The organism is Mucilaginibacter celer, from assembly GCF_003576455.2.
In the GTDB taxonomy this organism is placed as follows: domain Bacteria; phylum Bacteroidota; class Bacteroidia; order Sphingobacteriales; family Sphingobacteriaceae; genus Mucilaginibacter; species Mucilaginibacter celer.
The window spans coordinates 2,333,900-2,354,813 of the sequence record NZ_CP032869.1 but is presented as its reverse complement, the minus strand read 5'-3'; the positions used below and the strand labels follow the sequence as shown (position 1 = coordinate 2,354,813).

Here is a 20,914-nt window from a genome sequence, read left to right as displayed (position 1 = left end):
TTTTACAAGTGTAATGCCGTTTTGTAGCATTGCCAGATTTTGTACTTACAAAATTAAATTCGCTTGACAATCGTAAACTTTTCTTACGCTGATATGCGTTGAAAATTCCAAATAACGGCCTCGTAATATCGCTCTGTTTTGATTTGTTTTATTTTACTATAATTAACATTATGTTAAATAGCTATTTTAAAGAGAAAGGCTTTTGTAAGCCTCTCCTCTTATTTTTGTTATTGGTTAGCTGGTAAAGCGTCAATCTGCGCTTTAATTTTGGCAGCATTAGCATCATCCCTTACACCTTGATAGTAAGTTCTTAAGTTTTGTAATGCATCTAACGATTTTGGCTGAAGCTCCGCAGCTTTAACCAGGTACGGTTTAGCCAAATCAAACTGTGCTTTTGCTTTGGCAACAGCGGCATCATATTCTTTTTGCTTGTTGGCCGGTAATTTATTAGCAGCGTTGTAAGCATCAATTGCCGGGCTTAAAATAATGTAACCAAGGTTCAAATTCGCTTCAAAATAGTTAGGATCAATTTCCAGTGCTTTTTTGTACATCTCACCCGCTTTGCCGTAAGCTTCGGCTTTTGATGCCTGCAATTTTGCTTTTGCAGCCGGGTCTTTTGCAGCTTTTTGCGCGTTTAAATAACCATCACCTGCCTGTGAGTAAGTCAGGCCTGCATAGTAATACAAAGTTTTATTTTTTGGATCGTTAACCAAAGCAGCCTGGATTTTATCAACAACCTCTTTTTCTTTACCTGTTTGCAAACTGATCTCAATTTCGCGTTTACGCAATTCGCTGTTGGCCGGATATTTTGCTACACCATCGCTTGCGGTTTTTAACGCATTAACAGTATCCCTGTTGGCTAAATACAACGACGACAGATCAAGATATGTAGTTTGGTTTTTTGAAAAATTGGTAGTAAGTAACTTGCTGTAATTGGTTATTGCTGCAGGATAATTTTTAGCGTTTGCAGCGGCCAAACCGGTATAATAAATGGCGTTAGTATCTTCAGGAGCTACAGTGCGGTAAAAATCAAAAGCTTTGTAAGCCAGATCGTATTTACCGGCCGAATATTCTTTTACACCTTTGGTAAGCTGGTATTGAGCAAGGTTTAAATAAGCTTCGTTAATCATTTTGGTATTCTCACCTTTTGAATCAACTTCTTTAGCTTTTTTAAGAGCTTCTTCGGCGGTGTTAAATAATGGCAGCGAAGTAGCCGCTACGGTATCCTGAACGGCAAGCGCAGAATAAATTGATCCTTTAACGGCATAGGTTAACGGCAAAGTGGCTGTTTTTTCGTTAACGGCTGCTTTATCGATAGATTCTTTAGCAGTGCTCAGGCTTTTACCTGCCATTGATGCCATTGCCGGCTGTCCTCTTAAGCCAGAATATTTTTCGTATTCTTCTTTAGCTGTATTAAGCTCGCCTTTTTGTGCAAACGCCGTTGCTGAAACTAAGCCTAACAGGCCTGCCATCAAAAGTTTGATTTTCATGATGCTTTATTATTGATTGGTTAACTGTTTTAGTTTATTGTTTACTCTGTCTAACATGTCCTGGTTTTCCGACTTTTGATAAGCCAGTTGCAGCGCCTGTAAGCTTTTTACATTGTTGGGTGATATCTCATTAGCTTTTTCAAGCCATTGAATAGCCCTGCCCAGATCCTGGATATCGCTCCCCTCCTTTTTACCGGCAGTTTGTTTCAAATATAACAAGCCGAGGTTAAATGCCGGATCGAAATCGGTTCCGCTTAGTTCAATCGCACGTAAATATAGTGATTCGGCCAATTCAAATTTATTTAAATGATCGTAGCAATTTGCGGCAACAAATGCAATATCGGCGTTATTGGCATTGATATCAAGCAAGGGTGGTATCAGGGGTTCTAACGCTTTATAGTTTTTTTTGTTGTTGTAGATATTGGCCTCATCCAGCAATAAAAACCGGTCGTTAGGTAACAGCTTCCTTCCCTTTTGCAATATTTGTAAAGCTTTTGCGGTGTCGCCCAGGGCTTTATAAATGTTGGATGCCGTTTCGATATATTCGGTTTTTGCGCTATCGGTTTTTAATAAAGTGGTGTAATATTTTGCAGCGTCCTGTAAATTGCCCGCTTTATTATTGGCAAATGCTATGTAAGTATTGATCTGGTTCATGCCCGGAGCATACTTTTTAGCATTCTCAAACGATGTTTTGGCATTGTTAAAATCCGAATTGTTTACATATTCAAAACCCTTGCGGATATAAGTATTTGCCATACAGCGCTTAGTATAATCAAGCTCGGATTGATATTTGAAGATCTTATTTTTTGCTGATAACTTATCAATTAGCTGCGAGGTTTGGGTAATCAATTCAGACGGCATACCCAGTTTATTCAGCGAATCGACATACAAAATGCTCGAATTTACGATGGCCCTGTACAGGTTTTTTTCGATATCAGCGGTGTCTGATTTAGTGATGATCAAACTATCGGCCGACTTTTTTGCTGCTGCGAGGTATTTGAGATCGCCTTTTTGTTTGTAAAAGGCCAGGTTGTTAACCACAACCTTCAGCGCTTCCTTTTGGGCAAACGCGAAGGTTGTAGTAACAAATGATATTAAAACTGTTAAAAAGATTTTGCGGTAGTGCATAGTTTATTCAGTTGTATCGTCGGATGATGTTTCTGTGCTGTCATCGGCCGTATTGCTTTCACCGGTTGTTTCGCCGGTAGCATCAGTGCCTTCAGCCGCGTCAACATCGCCCTCGCCTACTTCTTCCTCTTCTTCATGCTCTATTTTGGCTACTGAAGCAATTTCGTCGTCGTTTTTAAGTGTGATGAGCCTTACACCCTGTGTGGCGCGACCCATTACCCTCAACTCGCTAACTGCAATACGGATAATAATGCCCGATTTATTGATAATCATCAGGTCTTCTTTATCTGTAACACCTTTTATGGCTACAAGGTTTCCGGTTTTTTCAGTAATATTTAAAGTTTTTACACCTTTACCGCCGCGGTTGGTAACGCGGTAATCTTCAATATCGGTACGTTTTCCATAGCCTTTTTCTGATACTACCAGTACTGTAGTGGTCTGTGTATCATCAATACTGATCATGCCAACTACCTCATCATTCTCATCATCAAGAGTGATACCGCGTACACCTGTAGCTGTGCGCCCCATCGGCCTCACAGTTGATTCGTTAAAGCGAATTGCACGGCCCGATTTAAGTGCCATTACAATTTCGCTGTTACCGCTGGTTAAGCTTGCTTCCAACAGCGAATCGCCCTCATTGATATTAATAGCGTTAATACCGTTTGAACGCGGACGAGAGTAAGCCTCAAGCGAAGTTTTCTTGATGGTACCTTTTTTGGTACACATGATAATGAAGTTGTTTTCGAGGTAGGTAGTATCTTTTAATGAAAGCAACTTAATATATGCCTTGATCTTTTCTTCTTTAGGGATATTGATGATATTCTGGATAGCACGGCCTTTTGAAGTACGTGTGCCTTCCGGAATTTCAAATACCCTGAGCCAGAAACATTGCCCCGACTCGGTGAAGAACAACATATAGTTATGGTTGGATGCGATTAACAGGTGCTCGATGAAATCCTCATCACGGCTGTTACTGCCAATAGCACCCTTACCACCCCTACCCTGGCGGCGATATTCGGTAAGCGGTGTACGTTTGATATAGCCTTCGCGCGAGATGGTGATTACTACGTTCTCGTCCTCGATGAAATCTTCAGTCTGCATTTCGGCAGATGAGTGAACCATTTCGGTGCGGCGCTCATCGCCATATTTTTCTTTAATCTCGGTCAACTCGTCCTTGATGATCTGCATCCTCATGCCTTCGTCGCTCAGGATGTTTTTCAAATGTTCGATGAGTTTCATTAAAGCAGCATATTCATCTTTGATCTTATCACGCTCAAGTCCTGTTAACCTCCTTAATGTCATATCGAGGATAGCGCGGGCCTGGATATCTGTTAAGCCGAAGCTGCTCATCAACCCTTCCCTTGCTTCATCAGGTGTTTGCGATGCGCGGATCAGGCGGATAACTTCGTCCAAATGATCTAACGCGATCAACAAACCTTCAAGGATGTGTGCACGTTTTTCAGCCTCGTTAAGCTCAAATTTGGTACGGCGTATAACAACCTCATGGCGGTGCTCAACAAAGTGATGGATCAGATCCTTCAGATTAAGCAACATAGGGCGGCCATTAACCAATGCGATGTTGTTTACACTGAATGAAGTTTGTAAAGCAGTGTATTTAAACAGATTATTTAAAACAATGGCTGCATTAGCATCACGTTTTATTTCATAAACAACGCGAATCCCTTCCCTGCTCGATTCATCGCGGATTGCGGAGATGCCTTCAATTTTTTTCTCGTTAACCAGTTCGGCGGTACGCTCAATCATCAGCGCTTTGTTTACCTGGTAAGGTATTTCGCTAACAATGATACGCTCGCGCTCGCCGTTATAAGTTTCAATTTCGGCACGGGCACGGATCACTACACGGCCACGACCGGTTTCCAGCGCCTCACGCGGGCCATCGTAACCATAAATGATACCACCAGTCGGGAAATCCGGGCCTTTTACATATTTCATTAACTCGGCAACCTCAATCTGGCGGTTATCAATCAATGCTACAGTAGCATCAATAACCTCCGAAAGATTGTGCGGTGCCATATTGGTAGCCATACCCACCGCAATGCCCGAAGCACCGTTAACCAGCAGGTTAGGGAATTTAGAAGGTAGTACGGTTGGCTCCTGTAAAGAATCATCAAAGTTTAACTGGTAGTCGATGGTATCTTTGTTGATATCGGCCAGCATCTCTTCAGCAAGCTTTTGCAGGCGGGCTTCGGTATAACGCATTGCCGCAGGTTCGTCACCGTCAACAGATCCGTAGTTACCCTGGCCTTCAACCAAAAGATAACGCAAGCTCCACTCCTGGGCCATACGTACCATGGTATCATATACCGATTTATCGCCGTGAGGGTGGTATTTACCCATTACCTCACCTACTATACGAGCCGATTTTTTATAGGGCTTGCCGTTGGTAAGGCCCAGGTCAAGCATGCCGTATAATACACGCCTGTGTACCGGTTTTAGTCCATCGCGGACATCGGGCAGCGCCCTTGAAACGATAACCGACATTGAATAATCAATGTAGGCCGATCGCATTTCCTCATCAATATTTATCGAAATTATCCTGTCTTCTGCGTGTGAATTATCGTTTTCTGTTCCTTCAGCCATTTTTAATTATTTGTAGAGCCTTCTCTTATAATTGCGTGTTAAAATTGATTTTTAAACGACCTGCGAAGTTAAAAAAATAGTTGACACCCCGCCACTTTTAGTAATAATAAACGGCGTTTTTAGGGTGTAGTATGTTAAATTTTTGTTACACTTTGCAGGTTTATCTAAGCTTAACCCAATAGTCTTCAACCTTGTTTCCGTTTGGTAAAACTGAAAGCAGTTTAAGGGTATCATTGCTTATAATATAGTTGTATTTTATGGTTTTGTTAAGCAGTTTTGACTCCTGCATGCAATAGGTTTGCGTTTCGAAGCAGGTATCGGCATTCAGACGGTAGTCGCCTTTTTCATATATCAGCGTTTTCTCGCCATCCTCTATTACTTTGGCTTTATAATGCTCATTATCGTAAACCCGCTGTAGTTTGTAATCTTTCGGCGCACCATCAAGTTTACCATTAATGATGCCGCCTCGATACTCCCAGGTACCTTTTAACGGACTGTCATCAAACCGAAAAGCGCATAGCAACAATGCAAAGATTATCGATAGAAAAGTTTTTTTCATAGGTAACGATATCAGCCAGGCTTTCCGCTTTCAGCTTTCTGCCTTCAGCTCAAGCCTAAGCCCAGTTAATTCCTTTTTTTAATAAAGATAGTGTTTTTTCTTCATCGCTGCCGGGTTGCGGATGGTAATCGTAAACCCACTTTGCGGTTGGCGGCAGGCTCATCAGTATCGATTCAATGCGGCCATTGGTTTCCAGGCCAAATTTGGTGCCGGCATCATAAACGAGGTTAAATTCGGCATAGCGGCTGCGGCGCTGGTATTGAAATAATTGCTGAGCTTCTGTAAATTCTTTACTTCGGTTACGGTTTACCAATTCGGTATATAGCGGAGCGAACGAGCGGCCAACTGATTTTGAAAACTCAAAAATCTGCCCCCAGCTCAGGTCGTCGTTGGCGGTAAGCCTGTCGTAAAATATGCCGCCTATGCCGCGGGTTTCGTTGCGGTGTTTGATGTAGAAATAATCATCAGCCCACTTTTTAAAGCGGGGGTAAAAATCGGCATAGTATTGATCGCATACTGCTTTTAAGCCACTATGAAAATAGCGGGCATCATCCTCAAAAACATAATGCGGTGTTAAATCGATACCGCCGCCAAACCAGCGTACGGGCTTGCTTTCGCCGGCCATGGTTGATGGCATTTCGAAATAGCGGATATTCATGTGGATGATGGGCACCAGCGGATGATTGGGGTGGATCACGATGGATACGCCGGTGGCAAAAAAATCGTCCTGCTCAACCTGCAGGGCTTTTTTCATGGTATCGGGCAAATGACCGTGAACTGCCGAAAAGTTAACTCCTCCTTTTTCGAGGATTGTACCGTTTTGGATAACGCGGGTACGGCCTCCACCCCCACCTTCGCGCTCCCAAAGTTCCTGCTCAAATTTGGCTGCACCGTCTAATTGTTCAAGCGCGGTGCAAATTTCATCCTGTATCAGTTTATAATCTTCGGCTATTTGTTCTTTGCTGATCATAGGGTGTAAAAGTAGTGAATTTTGAGGATTGCCGGGGAAGTATCACAAGCTGTAAAACAGGTACAAAAAAATACAGGTGTTCCAATTTTTGGGGTGGAACACCTGCGAAAAATCAATACATTGATAATCAATTATTTAAGTGTTCCACTTTTTTAAGTCGAAAATACAAGTGACTGATAATCAATATTTATCATTTTCGGCAATCAGTTGTGGAACACTTTGGAACACCCCGTTTTTAAATTGGAACACTTGTTTTTTGAAAATGGAACACGGGGGTTTTTAACTTATTTCGAGGTAATCCAAATCTTTACCAAAGGTTTCTTTAAGCTGGCTTAATGCAAACAAGGAAATTACGGTAAGTATCGCCATCATAATATAACCGGCATGGATATATCCGTATTTGTCTTTAAAAGCATTAAATGCAAATGTGATTGGAATAAGCGATCCGCGTACAAAGTTTGGTACGGTAGTGGTAACCGTAGAGCGAATATTGGTGCCAAACTGCTCGGAAGCGATGGTAACAAAAGTTGCCCAATAACCAACCGTACAACCCATAAAAAAGCTCAGTACCGCAAACCTTTCGGGAGTGATGCCGGTATCGCTCAGGTAGAAATGAACGCTTACCAACGAGAGTATTAAAAATACAGCCATGGTTAATTTGCGCGACCTGGTAAATTGGGCAAGCAAACCAGCTACGATATCACCGATAGCAATACCTATGTAACTGTAAAATATTCCGTCGCCGGGTTTAATTACTGTTGTCGCCCCCAGGGCTGCACCAAATTTATCCGAAAAACTGATCAATACACCAACTACATACCATAATGGTGCACCGATCAAAATACAAAACAGGTATTTTTTCAGGCGTTCCCAACTGGTAAAAAGCATCCACATATTACCCTTGGATACATCACTTTTTTCTACGTTTTTAAACATGCCCGATTCGAAAGTGCCCATGCGTAACAAAAGCAAGAGTATGCCTAAGCCACCGCCTACAAAATAAGCGTTACGCCAGCCAAATTTGGCAACTGCATAAGCGGCCGTAGCGCCAAACAAACCTATTACGGCCACCATCATAGTGCCGTAACCGCGGTTCTCTTTGCTTAACGTTTCGCTTACTAAGGTAATTCCTGCTCCTAATTCACCGGCAAGGCCAAGCCCGGCTATAAATCTTACCAATGCGTAAGTATTAACATCGTGCACCAAACCATTAGCAAAGTTGGCCAATGAGTATAGCAATATCGAACCAAAAAGTACTTTAATACGGCCAAGTTTATCACCAATAATACCCCATATAATGCCACCAAGCAGCAATCCGGCCATTTGTACATTAATGATAAACAATCCCTTATCTGTTATTTCCTGTTCGCTTAAACCAATGCTTTTTAAGCTGGGGATCCGCACTATCGAAAAAACCAAAAGGTCGTATATGTCAACAAAATAACCCAGCGAGGCTACAAGCACTAAAAAAAATGCATTCCGCGAAGCTTTGGAAGCGGCAGTATCAGTCATATAAATTATAAAAATTGGTTGGCTAAAGTAGGCGATTTATACTACAAGCAAAAAAATTTCGGCACAAAAAAAACCTCCGACAAGGCAGAGGTTCCTGTGAGTAAAGTTTATCAATAATTTTATGCTTTTTTTACGTTAACGGCCTGTAATCCTTTTCGTCCTTCTTCCACATCGTACGTAACGCTGTCGTTATCTTTTATGGCATTTACGCCGCCCTGTACATCTTTAAAGTGAACAAAAAGGTCCTTACCTTCTTCGGTAATAATAAAACCATATCCCTTTTGTGTGTTAAACCATTTTACTTTTCCAGTTTTCATAATTATAATAATCGTAATAAAAAATTCAATTTAAGATTGACTAAAACCAAACTGAAAATAACTTAGGTTTATATTGTTCAGGAGAATTAGATATTCAGTCTTTACCAAATATATAAAATTATTAAATAAACCAAATAAAATTATTTATTTGGTTGAGGTGTTATGCGTAAATAGGGCTTAACTGCAGTATAACCTTTCGGAAATTTGGCCGGGATGTCTTCAGTTTTGATTGCCGGAACCACTACTACGTCCTCTCCTTCCTTCCAGTCGGCAGGTGTGGCTACGCTGTAATTGGCAGTTAACTGTAAAGAATCTATCACACGTAAAATCTCCTGGAAATTACGGCCGGTTGAAGCAGGATAGGTAATAATAAGCTTCACCAGTTTATCCGGACCTATGATAAACAACGAACGCACGGTGGCATTTACCGAAGCATTAGGGTGGATCATATCATAAGCTTCAGAAATTTTGCGGTCTTCATCGGCAATAATCGGGAAGTTTACTTCAACGCCCTGCGTTTCGTTAATATCATTGATCCAGCCATGGTGCGATTCTACCGAATCAACACTCAGCGCCAATACTTTAACGTTGCGCTTTTCAAACTCGTTTTTCAAGGCAGCAGTTTTGCCCAGCTCGGTAGTACAAACCGGTGTGTAATCGCCGGGGTGCGAGAACAATACGCCCCAGCTATCGCCTAAATATTCGTAAAAGTCAATTTCGCCTGCTGATGTTTTTGCCTGGAAGTTTGGCGCTTTATCGCCCAATCTTAAACTCATAATTGATAGATTTTAATGTTGAATTAATACGACTAAGTTACTATACATTGTTAAACAAATGCAAACAAACTTTAAATAATCCTATTATTTACGCCAACATTACAAAGCCTGTGTTGTTGACTTTTGAAAATAACACAAAGCTACCAATGAGCAAACACACCTATGATACCGGCATTATTGGCAATTGTGCCTTTTTAGCGCATATCAACAAAAACACCAATGTAGATTGGCTTTGCTGGCCCCGTTTTGATAGTACATTTATCTTCGGCGGGTTGCTTGATAAGGAAAAAGGCGGCGAGTTTTCTATCCGTCCCGAAGGCGAATACCAATCGCAGCAGCATTACCTGGAAAACACCAATGTACTAATTACCGAAATTACGCCCGAAAGCGGCGGCAAATATCGCATAACTGATTTTGCTCCACGCTTTTATCAGCATCAGCGTTATTATAAACCCCTGATGCTGATTCGCCGGATTGAGGCCATTGAAGGCTCGCCCCGTGTTGTTGTTAAATGCGAGCCGGTATCTGAATACGGCGCAGTTAAATTGAGCGTTAACCGCGGCAGCAACCACATTCAATACCAGGGCGGCGAAGAAAACATTCGTCTTACCACCAATATCCCCATCAGTTATATTTTTGATGAACAGGCCTTTGTGCTTAATGAAACCAAATATTTGGTAATGACCTATGGCGAACCGCTCGAAGCCCCGCTAAACAGCACTGCCGAACGTTTTTACTCAGAAACCGTGCAGTACTGGCGCACCTGGATCAAGCACTCATCCATCGCCACGTATTTTCAACCTTTTGTGATCCGCTCGGCTTTAGCTCTTAAAATACACCAGTTTGAGGATACCGGCGCTATTATAGCGGCCAGTACCACAAGTTTGCCCGAATCGCCGGGGAGCGGCCGCAACTGGGATTACCGCTATTGTTGGCTGCGTGATACCTATTACGTGATTACGGCGCTTAACCACATAGGCCATTTTGAAGAGATGGAAAAGTATTTCAGCTATGTTACAGATATCACTTTTTCTGAAATGGAACGTTATCAGCCGCTATATGGCATTACCGGGCAAAAAGATCTGGTAGAAAGCATTTTAACCGATTTAACCGGCTATATGGGCAACCAGCCGGTGCGTATAGGCAACCAGGCATCCGAGCACATCCAGAACGATATTTACGGACAGGTGCTCATTTCCCTCCTGCCCCTGTACACTGATCATCGCTTTGTATTTTCGGAGCGGAAAGACTCGGTGCACTGGATTGAATTTCTGCTGAGTAAAATTGAACATACCATTGATGAAAAAGATGCCGGCATCTGGGAGTTCAGGAATATGGCCAATATTCATTGTTACAGCAACCTGTTTCAATGGGCCGGCGCTTCGGCTGCCGAAAAAATGGCACGAACCATTCAAAACCAGGATTTAATTGATAAGGCTATCTCATTAAAAGAACGCGCCGCCGCACATATTGAAAGCTGTTACGATCCGGTTAGGAAAGTTTATACCAATTCGGCCGGCAGCAGCAACCTTGATGCCAGTACGCTGCAACTCATTATGATGAATTACCTTGATCCAAATTCGCAAAAAGCCAGGGATCATTTAGCTGCACTGGAGAAAGAATTAAGAACACCCAATGGTTTATTTTACAGGTATTTATATGCCGATGATTTTGGTAAACCTAAAACCACTTTCCTGATCTGCGCTTTTTGGTATGTTGAGGCGCTGGCGGCTGTTGGGCGTTTGGATGATGCACAGCGCGAGTTTGGTAACTTATTGCAATACTCAAACCATTTGCAGCTTTTTAGCGAGGATGTTGATGAAAACGATGGCAGCCAATGGGGCAATTTTCCGCAGGCCTACAGTCATGTGGGCTTGATGAATGCGGCCTACCGGATTGCGATGAAGTTGGACAGGCCGATATTTTTGTAGGTACTTGATGCCGCTGTTATATTGCATTCTTCTTGCGGTTGTTTGCAACGGGTGCTTGATATGGATTGGCGATTGTATCGCCCGTTGCGTTTTAAACGCGAACCCACATTACTCACCCGTTGCAAACGAGCGCGGTTTTTTTTGGCTACCTAATCTCCACCACCCCATCCGCAACTTTAGGAAAAACCTCCAATTGCTTCCCGTCGTGCCCCGGAATAATGTATTTTACATCACTGGCAAGCGTTTTCATCCGCTGCATAGCCTTAACATATCCTTTCGGATCGAGCGTACCGCCTTGCGAAGGCGGAACTAAATGTTGAAGGCTGTAATAAATCCAGATATTATCTGATGCCAGTATCACTTTTTTGCTCCCCGATTGCACCAGTACATATTGCGAATCATAGGTATGTTTTGAACCTGTATAAACTTTTATCCCTTTAATGATCTCCTTGTTATCACCATTAACTAACTTAAGCCTGCCAGCTAAATTTAAGTTTACAGCGGTAATTACATCGCGCTTTGCAAAACCGCCTGCTTCACCCTTTTTTTGCCAGGCTGCCCCGGTAAAAAACTCATAATCCAGCTTTTGCATCCAAACCTTTGCTTTCGGAAAAAGGCTTAAGCCATCAAAATGATCCCAATGGGGATGACTTACAATAATATCGGTAATATCATCCTGCTTTACCCCGAGCTTTAACAAGGCCGAATCCGGTCGCTGGTATGTTTTTAGCTGAAAGTTTTTGGCATCTTCTATATCACCTAAAAAACCGGCATCAACCAAAATGTTTTTACCATTGCTCCCTTTGATGAGCCATACCATGAAATCAATTTTAACGGGCTGGTTTTTAGGGCCGTTCAGCGCCCAGTCGCCTACTTTAAATGGGTAGCCAGATTCGGCAAATTTCACGGCGTAAACTTTATAAGTTGGCGTTTGCGCACAAGCCGCCAGGCTTACAAATGAAAGAATGAGAGTGAACAGGTTAATTTTTTTCATAAAAATAGCAGGATAGTGCGCCATCAAACCTACATTGATTTCCGGATTAAACGCGTTCCCGAATATAAAAAATGCCCGCGGCTAATTGCGGGCATAAATTAATTATCTGAATAATTGCTGTCATGTCCCCGACGACGAAGGAGTTGAAAATACTGCCACTTAAAAATGCAACTGCCACTCCCTACTTCTCCACGTCCATTTCGGCAGGGGTATATCTGGCAAAACTGGTTAAAAGCTTCCTCACCTCAGCCGGGTTACGCAGGTAAAATTTAGCCGCTGATAAGTTACTGCCTACCTTAATGGTGATGGCACTTTCGGGCAGGGCCTTAAAAATATCTTCGTCGGTATAGTCATCGCCAAAGGCTATTACAAAATCATAATCTTTACCCTCGGTAAGGGTTAAAGCTGCCTTGCCTTTGTTGATATCCATATTCTTCACTTCCAGCACTTTATCACCTGCCAGCAGTTGTAAGCCTTTATCACTTGCCAGGTACTTGAGGTTGTTCATCAGTTCGTTTGCCCTTAGTTCACCAAGACCGGCCTGGGCTTTGCGGTAATGCCAAACTAATGAATATGTTTTTTCTTCGATGAAAGAACCGGGGGTGCGGTCAACATAGGTTTCCAGTATGGGGTAAATGTCGTGCTTCCACTGGTCGCTCAGCCCTCCTATTTTATGCCACGATGTGCCCTGTTGTTTAAACCATGAGCCGTGTTCGGCAATCAGGTAAATATCATTATCCTTAAACCAGGAATCCAGGTTTTCGTGCTTGCGGCCGCTTATTAAAACCAGTTGATTTGCAGGATCTTCCGCCAGTTTATTAATAATGTTATACAACTCCTTATCCGGACTGGCCTGATCTATATTCGATTTAAAGTTTACCAGCGTACCATCATAATCTAAAAATATAATGCGCTTTTTGGTTTTGATATAGCGGTTGATAATGCTTTGCTCGGTGGTGTTACTTACATGCCGGGCCTGGAGCGAGCGCTGCATCAGTTTCACTTCCTTCAGCCTGTCCATAAAAATTTTCACCCAGTGCGATGTGTTGAACTTGGCCACCAGTTGCCGCATCGGGATCATGCGGCGGCGCTGCTCTTCCGGCTTCATGTTAATGGCCTGCAAAATAGCGCGGCAAACCTCGCCCATGTTGTTGGGGTTTACAATAATGGCTTCTATCAGCTCTTTAGATGAGCCCGCCATTTCGCTCATAATCAGCACACCATCGTTATTGATCCGGCTGGCTACATATTCCTTGCTTACCAGGTTCATACCATCCCGCATGGGCGTAACAAGGCACACATCGGCCGAGTAGTATAGCGCCGAAAGCGTTTCAATAGGGAACGAACGGTAGTAATAATGCACCGGGCTCCAATCCATGGTGCGATACAGCGCATTAATTTTGCCTACCTTTTTATCTATTTCGTCGCGTAGGTGGGCATACTGCGGTACCGTATCGCGCGAGGGTACCACAATCATATACAGGGTGATATTTTCCTTACATTCCGGGCACATTTCCAGCAAAAGCTGAAAGGCTTCGAGGCGCTGCAGGATACCCTTGCTGTAATCAAGCCTGTCGATAGAAAGAATGAGCTTTTTGTTTTTGAAATTTTCTTTGATTAACCCTATCTGTTCTTTTACTTCATCCTGCAGGGGCAGCGAAGCGTATTTTTTCTCGTCGATCCCCATCGGAAACGATTCTATCACCACCGAACGTTCGCCGTTACTGATGATATTGGCGTTTGAGGATACCGGCAACAAACGTGTTGCTGCCCCCAAAAAATGACGCACATCGTCAAAAGTATGGAAACCGATCAGATCGGCGCCTAACATTCCTTCCAATAATTCCGAACGCCATGGAATCAGCCTGAACATCTCGTTGGATGGAAACGGGATGTGTAAGAAAAAACCTATCGAAACATCAGGCATTTGGGCACGCACAAGTGCAGGCAACAATAAAAGCTGGTAATCATGAATCCAGATTACATCGCCCGGTTCGGCCACACTCAGGATCATATCCCTGAATTTTTTATTTACCGTTTGATAATAATCCCAGTTTGATTGCTTGTAAGCCGCGTATGTTGAGGCATAGTAATGAAAAACGGGCCAAAGCACCTCGTTACTAAAACCTTCGTAATATTGGTTAATCTCTTCCTGGTCTAAAAAAACAGGAATCAGATTTAGATCTTTTAATTCGGCTGTGATCTGATCCCGGTCGTCCTGCGCGGTGATTTCTACGCCAGGCCATCCTATCCACACATTATCGCCTTGTTTATATATTGAACCTAAACCGGTTGCAAGTCCACCTTCGCTGGGCGATGAATGATAGGCATCATCAACTCTCGAGATTTTAACGGGCAATCGGTTTGATACAATTATCGTTTTCGGCATATCATCTAAATATTAATTAATATTTATTTAAAGGCGAAAACAATGCTTTTGTTTTGACACAAAGCCCCTGATGAGGCTAAAAGCGTGATTTTTAAGCACAAAAAAGCCGCTCCCGGTATCAGGAGCGGCTTTTTTGAAGATCGTGTGCAGACCGAATTATTTCACTTGTTGGAAAAACTCGATGTTAGCTTGCTGAGTGATCCTTACCAATACTTCGTGGTTGTCGTTTTTCAGGTCAACAAAGTATGAAGTTGGTTCGATAGAATCGTTAACGTCTGTGTTAGCCTGGTAAACGATAACTTCGCCTACTTCGTAACCTTTGTATTCTTTAGCAATTTGTTTAAGGGCTTTAGCAGGGATAGCTTTGTTATCAACACGTTGAGTAGTACCTAAAAACTCACCTTGCAGGTTGTAGAAAGCAGTTTTTTGAACGCCGTCAACAGTGAAAGTAGCTTTTTGAGTGTTTTTAGTTACAGTCCAGTTTACGTTGGTAGCATCAGCAAAATCAGCGGTGAAACCGTGAAGAGCGATGTAAGAAACGTTGGTGCCACCATCAGCTTTTTTGCCACCATCGGCGAAAGCGTTAACAGTAAATAATGCAGCAGTTGCGATTGTTAAAAATATCTTTTTCATGTTCGTTTAAATTTTAAATCCGCAACAAATATACGCCTGTCTTATCAATATTTAAAATTTAGCTGAACTTTTATGAATATTTAATAATTACAGGCTTTTATAGCCTCAAAATTTTCATTTTGTTAACTACCTTAGTGTATATTTTACAATATGCCAAACAAAAAACGCCGTATAAAAGGCGTTTTGGTTTTGCTAAACCGATTTTTGTGTCATAAAAAAGTCATTTAGCCATTATCTGCGAAGCCCGGATACAAGGTCATGCCTCCATCCGAGAAAATAGTTGTGCCGGTGATGTAATCCGACTCATCAGAAGCCAGCCAAACCGCCAGTTTGCCGATGTCATCGGGCTGGCCTATGCGGTTATAAGGTATGAGCGTCAATAGCTTATCAAGTGCTTCGTGTGTTTCCCAGGCTGCTTTATTTATCGGCGTTTGAATGGCCCCCGGCCCTATTCCGTTTACGCGGATTTTATGCGGAGCCAGTTCCTGGGCTATGCTTTTCATAAACATCATAATGCCGCCTTTACTTGCTGCATAGTTTACGTGGCCGGCCCAGGGTATTACCTCGTGCACACTGCTCATGCAGATGATCTTGCCGGCTGCTTTGCTTCTCTCTTCCACAACACCGCGCCTTATAAACTCACGCGCTGCCTCGCGGGCGCACAAAAACTGCCCGGTAAGGTTAACGCTGATCACCTTATTCCAGTCATCGAGCGACATATCTATAAATTTTGAGTCTTTTTGCAAACCTGCATTGTTTACCAATATATCAATGGTTTGGTAACGGGCATACATGGTGGCAAACATTTGTTTAACCTCCTCTTCATGGCTCACATCGGCCTGAAAGGCAAAGGCCTCGCCTCCAGCCGTATTAATTTGCTGTACCACATCTTCGGCCGCATCATGGTTGCGGGCATAATTAATAAGCAGTCGGGCGCCTGCGGCGGCCAATGCAAGGGCCACTCCTTTACCTATGCCGCTATCGGCACCGGTTACCAGCGCGGCCTGCCCTTTTAATAATTGTGTATTGTTGCTCATGGATAAACGTTTTGGTGTTTAATATAAGCAATGAAATTGGCGGGATATGGTTTTAATTATTTTGTGACGGTTTTGGGATAAACAGGTAACATTTTGGCAGAGCTTTATGAATGGAAAGAATTCTATATCCCCTTCCACTCGTAACTCTCGTTTTCCAGGCCTGCCAAATCAATAACGCGGTTAACTACCGTCATAGCCAGTTCTTCGATGGTTTGTGGCTTGCTATAATAAGATGGTATGGCCGGGCAAATGATACCACCTGCCTCGGTAACCGTGGCCATATTGCGGATATGGATCAGGTTAATCGGCGTATCGCGGGCTACCAATATCAGTTTACGGCGTTCTTTCAGGATCACATCGGCGGCACGGGTAATCAGATCATCAGAGATTCCGCCGGCTATGCGGCCGAGCGTGCCCATAGAGCATGGCACAATAATCATGGTGTCAAACTTTGCCGACCCAGATGCAAAGGGCGCCATGAAATCATTTTTGGCGTAAAATTTAAAGGGGAGTTGGGTGTAATCGTCGTTATCGAGCTCAAAACGCCAAACGTCTTTGGCATTATCCGACATTACAATGCCCACTTCGGCTACCTGATCCCGTAACTGAACAAGCTTTTTTAACAGCAAACTTGCATATATCGAACCACTGGCCCCGGTAATAGCAATAACTATCTTTTTCTTCATCGATTTTCCTTCAGCAACACTGCAAACGCACAAAATTCAGGGGCACAAAAAAGGGTCGAATAACTTGTACCCGACCCTACATCTACCTATGAAAAACATGCCCTTGAGAGGGCAATACAAATGTACAAACAGTTTTTAAATTATTAAACAATTTATTAAAATAATTTTAACCTGTTTATTGAAGATTTTTTTCTATTAAAGTTTGGATAATACCATCAACCATACCTACCCGCGGCACGTAGATGTTTTTGATGTTGGCATTCTTCATTACGGTAAGGTAAATTTCGCAGGCAGGAATGATCACATCGGCCCTGTCCTGGTTGAGGCCCAGCACGTTAATGCGGTCTTTCAGCGAGAATGAACTCAAGTACGTATACAACTGCCTCAGTTTGGCAAAGCTAAGCGGCAGGCCCTCCTTTTCTTCAGATAAACGGAACAATTTGTTAATGTTACCGCCGGTGCCTATGCCTGATAGCTGCTTAAAGTTGCGGGTATTATCGCGCACAAAATCGCGCATATCATTCCAGGTCTCTTCGGTATCCTGGTTATCGAGGATACGGATGGTACCAATATTGAATGAACGGGATACAATCATCTCGCCGGCAGAGAACAATGACAGCTCGGTGCTGCCGCCGCCGACATCTATATAAAGGTAGTTTTTGCTCTTGTCGATATTTTGATCTATATGGCTGGCGTAAATTACGCTTGCTTCCTTTGAGCCGTGTACAATTTCAAGGTCGAGGTTGGCTTGCTCTTTAATGGATTTAACCAGTTCGTCGCCGTTATCGGCTTCACGCATAGCCGATGTGGCGTAGGCCAGGTAATCGGTAACCTTATAAACATCCATCAGATTGCGGAATGCCTGCATTGCTTTCAGCAGTTCGGCAGCTTTTTTATCAGAGATATGTTTCTGGATAAAAGCATCGTCGCCAAGGCGCAGCGGTACACGGATCAAAGTGTTTTTTTTGAACGAAACCGAACCCGTGTTTTCAATTATGTCGGCAATTAACAGCCTCACGGCGTTCGAACCTATATCAATGGCGGCGTATCTCAATGTTTTATTTTTTGTTTTTTAGATAATTATATATTTCAATCTGCGCCCTGTGGCTTTCGGGGGCATCTGTTTTATGATACTTATTGGTGTTCTGGCTGTTGATCTCGCGAGATTTGGTGTTATCCGCCAGTTGGATATCAATAATATCCCTTATCTCTTTCTGTAATTTAGGGTCGTATATCGGGAAACCAACTTCCACCCGGTTATCAATATTACGGGTCATAAAATCGGCCGAGGTAAGGTAAATCAACTCCTCGCCGCCGTTACAGTAAACATGTACCCGGGCATGCTCCAGGTATTTATCAACTATACTGATCACCTGTATGTTTTCGCTGTAGCCCTTCACCCCTGCTATTAAACAGCACATTCCGCGGATGATCATTTTTATCTTTACCCCGGCATTGCTGGCCTGGTAAAGCTTGTTGATCATGTCCTCATCGGCAAGGCTGTTCATTTTTAATATCATGTAGGCCTGTTTACCGGCTTTGGCATTTTTTATCTCGTTATCAATCAGCTTATAGATTGCCGGGCGCGAATCAATTGGCGATACAATAAGGCTTTTCAGGCCTTTAGGCAATAATCCCCTGTTAACTGCTTTGAAAACATTCACCAAATCGTCGGTGATTTTTTTGTTGGCCGTAAGCAGCGTATGATCGGCATAAATACGTGCCGTTTTTTCGTTAAAGTTACCGGTTGAAAGGCAGGCATAGTAAGCCGGCTTTCCTTTTTCGGTACGGCTCACGAGGCATATTTTAGAGTGTACTTTATATCCGGGGATCCCGTAAAGTACGTTTACCCCCTCCTCTTCCAAACGGTTGCTCCAGTGAATATTGTTCTGCTCATCAAAGCGTGCCCGCAGCTCAACAAGGCAATTCACCTTTTTACCGTTTTTTGCAGCATTAATTAAGGCATGGATCACCCTCGAATCTTCGGCCAAACGATACACAGCTATGCTGATCTCTTTTACTTTCGGATCGATAGCTGCCTCACGTAAAAAATGGATCACATAATCGTACGATTGATATGGTGTGCTAACCAGGTAATCTTTTTTTGCGATAAGATCGATCAAACTTTTGCCAAACGAAAGATCGGCCACCGGAAGCGGTATGTACTTACTGTATTCCAGCTCAGGCCCGCCAACGTTTGGAAACGAGATGAAATTTTTGAAGTTATGATACCTGTTGCCGGGTATAAGGCTCTCGCCATGTAAACCCATTTTGTTAACCAGGTATTTCAGCATATCCATCGGCATATCCGAATCATACAGCAAACGCATGGGTTTACCCTTTTTACGTTTCTGTAAACTTTTGGATAATGAATCGATAAATTTATCGCTTACTTCTTTATCCAGATCAAGCTCGGCATCGCGGGTTAGCTGTATGGAAAAAGCCTCGATACTATCGTGCTCAAAAATGAAAAAGATATCTTCAAGGCTATACCTGATAATATCATCCAGCAGGATAATAAACTTCAGGTTATTGGTATCAGGCAACTTAATAAACCTTGATAGGTTATCCGGAAACTCGATCAAAGCATATCTTACCTTTTTATTGGTGGTTAGCTTCACAAAAAAGTAAATCGCCCTGTCTCTAAGCTCGGGCAAAGGCAGCGCATCATTAAGCATGATGGGCACCAGCGTAGCCAATAACTTCTCCCTGAAATAGTCCTTTACGAAAGCACCGCGCGTTACGTTAAGCTGCTTGTCGTTCAAAATAAAAATCTTCTCTTCGGCAAGCTGCTTTACAATAATATTCTCGTACAGGTTGTTAAACTTACGCTCCTGCCTTACTACAATGTTTTTAATCTGGTTGAGGATCTTTTTAGGATTATAACCCAAAATCTCCTTCGATTTTTCGTTCAGCGCAGCAAGGCGACTTAAGGTGGCTACCCTTACACGGTAAAATTCGTCCAAATTGGACGAAAATATGGCCAAAAACCTGATTCTGTCTATCAGCGGAACTGTTGGGTCGGCAGCTTCCTGCAAAACCCTGTCGTTAAAGTAAAGCCAGCTTATTTCTCTGTTAATTAAGGGAGCCTGTTTATCCATAAGTATTGTTGCCTTCCGGCCACATATTTACAAAACTGCTTATTTATTTGTTAACTTAATATTAACTCCTTTGCAATTCAGCAGTTTTTATTCATTGTAATTTATTGCAGAAGTTAAACAAATTGTTGCAATATTGCACCTATTGTTAACAATAGTTTAGCTTTGCAAAGTATTTATAAACAACACACTACTTATGCCAACTTTTGATATAGTAAGTAAGATAGACGGACAAACGCTGGATAACGCTATCAACACAGCCAAAAAAGAAATTCTGAACCGTTATGATTTTAACGATTCGAAAAGCACAGTTGACCTTGATAAAAAAACCAACACGATAACTATAGTTACCGAAAACGATATGCGCCTGAAAGCCATCCAGGATAGCATCATCAGCCGTATGGTAAAGCAACACCTCGACCCTAAAGCGCTTGATTTTGGTAAAGAACAATACGCATCGGGCAATATGGTGCGTAAGGAGGTAAAGATTAAGGAAGGTATTGATAAAGAAGCAGCCAAAAAGATAGTGAAGAAAATAAAAGACAGCGGCCTTAAAGTACAGGCTTCTATTATGGACGACCAGGTACGCGTTCAGGGCAAAAAAATTGATGACCTGCAGGCCGTGATCAGCCTTTGCCGCGCCGACGATTTTGGCCAGCCACTACAGTATATCAATATGCGCGACTAAACTACATTAACCCGGACGATAGAAAAGGACGCATCGGACATGTGTCCTTTTCTATTTGAAAAATATTCGGCTGTTAATCAGCATACTATTACTTAGGCGATAGGC

17 protein-coding genes are annotated in these 20,914 nt (G+C 42.7%); 2 read left to right on the top strand and 15 right to left on the bottom strand.

Going from position 1 to position 20,914, the window contains the following annotated elements; genetic code table 11:
* Positions 1-227: 227 nt before the first annotated feature.
* The 8 genes from HYN43_RS09365 to HYN43_RS09330 form a co-directional block, all read right to left on the bottom strand.
* Complete coding sequence (locus tag HYN43_RS09365) at positions 228-1,490, bottom strand: tetratricopeptide repeat protein (protein ID WP_119411448.1); 1,263 nt, start codon at positions 1,488-1,490, stop codon at positions 228-230.
* A gap of 9 nt (positions 1,491-1,499) precedes the next feature.
* Positions 1,500-2,618, bottom strand: a complete 1,119-nt coding sequence (locus tag HYN43_RS09360; protein WP_119411447.1) for a tetratricopeptide repeat protein — start codon at positions 2,616-2,618, stop codon at positions 1,500-1,502.
* Between the two features lie 3 nt (positions 2,619-2,621).
* A complete protein-coding gene (gene gyrA / locus HYN43_RS09355; protein WP_119411446.1) occupies positions 2,622-5,219 on the bottom strand; it encodes a DNA gyrase subunit A in 2,598 nt (865 codons plus the stop codon).
* A gap of 160 nt (positions 5,220-5,379) precedes the next feature.
* A complete protein-coding gene (locus HYN43_RS09350) occupies positions 5,380-5,778 on the bottom strand; it encodes a hypothetical protein (protein WP_119411445.1) in 399 nt (132 codons plus the stop codon).
* Between the two features lie 55 nt (positions 5,779-5,833).
* Complete coding sequence (gene hemF / locus HYN43_RS09345; protein WP_119411444.1) at positions 5,834-6,748, bottom strand: oxygen-dependent coproporphyrinogen oxidase; 915 nt, start codon at positions 6,746-6,748, stop codon at positions 5,834-5,836.
* A 279-nt stretch (positions 6,749-7,027) separates the two neighbouring features.
* The gene (locus tag HYN43_RS09340) at positions 7,028-8,260 is read right to left on the bottom strand and encodes an MFS transporter (RefSeq protein WP_119411443.1); all 1,233 of its coding nucleotides are present in this window, start codon (positions 8,258-8,260) and stop codon (positions 7,028-7,030) included.
* Positions 8,261-8,379: 119 nt separating this feature from the next.
* The gene (locus HYN43_RS09335; protein WP_090525558.1) at positions 8,380-8,577 is read right to left on the bottom strand and encodes a cold-shock protein; all 198 of its coding nucleotides are present in this window, start codon (positions 8,575-8,577) and stop codon (positions 8,380-8,382) included.
* Between the two features lie 140 nt (positions 8,578-8,717).
* Positions 8,718-9,353 carry a peroxiredoxin gene (locus HYN43_RS09330; RefSeq protein WP_119411442.1) on the bottom strand — a complete coding sequence of 212 codons (636 nt, stop codon included), beginning with the start codon at positions 9,351-9,353 and terminating at the stop codon, positions 8,718-8,720.
* A gap of 146 nt (positions 9,354-9,499) precedes the next feature.
* On the opposite strand from HYN43_RS09330, the gene HYN43_RS09325 reads away from it, so the two are divergent.
* Entirely contained in the window at positions 9,500-11,284 is a 1,785-nt protein-coding gene (locus HYN43_RS09325; protein WP_119411672.1) for a glycoside hydrolase family 15 protein, read from the top strand.
* Between the two features lie 145 nt (positions 11,285-11,429).
* On the opposite strand, the gene HYN43_RS09320 is transcribed toward HYN43_RS09325, so the two are convergent.
* The 7 genes from HYN43_RS09320 to ppk1 all read right to left on the bottom strand — a co-directional run bounded on the left by HYN43_RS09320 (position 11,430) and on the right by ppk1 (position 20,124).
* Entirely contained in the window at positions 11,430-12,278 is an 849-nt protein-coding gene (locus HYN43_RS09320) for an N-acyl homoserine lactonase family protein (RefSeq protein WP_119411671.1), read from the bottom strand.
* A gap of 181 nt (positions 12,279-12,459) precedes the next feature.
* Positions 12,460-14,667 (bottom strand): bifunctional alpha,alpha-trehalose-phosphate synthase (UDP-forming)/trehalose-phosphatase, encoded by a 2,208-nt coding sequence (locus HYN43_RS09315; protein WP_119411441.1) that lies wholly within the window; start codon positions 14,665-14,667, stop codon positions 12,460-12,462.
* 156 nt (positions 14,668-14,823) lie between these two features.
* Complete coding sequence (locus tag HYN43_RS09310; protein ID WP_119411440.1) at positions 14,824-15,300, bottom strand: hypothetical protein; 477 nt, start codon at positions 15,298-15,300, stop codon at positions 14,824-14,826.
* Between the two features lie 224 nt (positions 15,301-15,524).
* Positions 15,525-16,337, bottom strand: a complete 813-nt coding sequence (locus tag HYN43_RS09305; RefSeq protein WP_119411439.1) for an SDR family oxidoreductase — start codon at positions 16,335-16,337, stop codon at positions 15,525-15,527.
* 122 nt (positions 16,338-16,459) lie between these two features.
* The gene (locus tag HYN43_RS09300; protein ID WP_119411438.1) at positions 16,460-17,023 is read right to left on the bottom strand and encodes a UbiX family flavin prenyltransferase; all 564 of its coding nucleotides are present in this window, start codon (positions 17,021-17,023) and stop codon (positions 16,460-16,462) included.
* A gap of 175 nt (positions 17,024-17,198) precedes the next feature.
* Positions 17,199-18,077 (bottom strand): Ppx/GppA phosphatase family protein, encoded by an 879-nt coding sequence (locus tag HYN43_RS09295; RefSeq protein WP_119411437.1) that lies wholly within the window; start codon positions 18,075-18,077, stop codon positions 17,199-17,201.
* Positions 18,078-18,081: 4 nt separating this feature from the next.
* Complete coding sequence (ppk1, locus tag HYN43_RS09290; RefSeq protein ID WP_119411436.1) at positions 18,082-20,124, bottom strand: polyphosphate kinase 1; 2,043 nt, start codon at positions 20,122-20,124, stop codon at positions 18,082-18,084.
* Between the two features lie 193 nt (positions 20,125-20,317).
* Between ppk1 and HYN43_RS09285 the strand changes: the two genes are divergently transcribed.
* A complete protein-coding gene (locus HYN43_RS09285; RefSeq protein ID WP_119411435.1) occupies positions 20,318-20,809 on the top strand; it encodes a YajQ family cyclic di-GMP-binding protein in 492 nt (163 codons plus the stop codon).
* The last annotated feature ends 105 nt before the right edge of the window (positions 20,810-20,914 follow it).

Bases quoted from the DNA above. Each gene is read 5' to 3' on its own strand.
- HYN43_RS09365 (WP_119411448.1), bottom strand. From the start codon at position 1,490: ATGAAAATCAAACTTTTGATGGCAGGCCTGTTAGGCTTAGTTTCAGCA.
- HYN43_RS09360 (WP_119411447.1), bottom strand. From the start codon at position 2,618: ATGCACTACCGCAAAATCTTTTTAACAGTTTTAATATCATTTGTTACT.
- gyrA (WP_119411446.1), bottom strand. From the start codon at position 5,219: ATGGCTGAAGGAACAGAAAACGATAATTCACACGCAGAAGACAGGATA.
- HYN43_RS09350 (WP_119411445.1), bottom strand. From the start codon at position 5,778: ATGAAAAAAACTTTTCTATCGATAATCTTTGCATTGTTGCTATGCGCT.
- hemF (WP_119411444.1), bottom strand. From the start codon at position 6,748: ATGATCAGCAAAGAACAAATAGCCGAAGATTATAAACTGATACAGGAT.
- HYN43_RS09340 (WP_119411443.1), bottom strand. From the start codon at position 8,260: ATGACTGATACTGCCGCTTCCAAAGCTTCGCGGAATGCATTTTTTTTA.
- HYN43_RS09335 (WP_090525558.1), bottom strand. From the start codon at position 8,577: ATGAAAACTGGAAAAGTAAAATGGTTTAACACACAAAAGGGATATGGT.
- HYN43_RS09330 (WP_119411442.1), bottom strand. From the start codon at position 9,353: ATGAGTTTAAGATTGGGCGATAAAGCGCCAAACTTCCAGGCAAAAACA.
- HYN43_RS09325 (WP_119411672.1), top strand. From the start codon at position 9,500: ATGAGCAAACACACCTATGATACCGGCATTATTGGCAATTGTGCCTTT.
- HYN43_RS09320 (WP_119411671.1), bottom strand. From the start codon at position 12,278: ATGAAAAAAATTAACCTGTTCACTCTCATTCTTTCATTTGTAAGCCTG.
- HYN43_RS09315 (WP_119411441.1), bottom strand. From the start codon at position 14,667: ATGCCGAAAACGATAATTGTATCAAACCGATTGCCCGTTAAAATCTCG.
- HYN43_RS09310 (WP_119411440.1), bottom strand. From the start codon at position 15,300: ATGAAAAAGATATTTTTAACAATCGCAACTGCTGCATTATTTACTGTT.
- HYN43_RS09305 (WP_119411439.1), bottom strand. From the start codon at position 16,337: ATGAGCAACAATACACAATTATTAAAAGGGCAGGCCGCGCTGGTAACC.
- HYN43_RS09300 (WP_119411438.1), bottom strand. From the start codon at position 17,023: ATGAAGAAAAAGATAGTTATTGCTATTACCGGGGCCAGTGGTTCGATA.
- ppk1 (WP_119411436.1), bottom strand. From the start codon at position 20,124: ATGGATAAACAGGCTCCCTTAATTAACAGAGAAATAAGCTGGCTTTAC.
- HYN43_RS09285 (WP_119411435.1), top strand. From the start codon at position 20,318: ATGCCAACTTTTGATATAGTAAGTAAGATAGACGGACAAACGCTGGAT.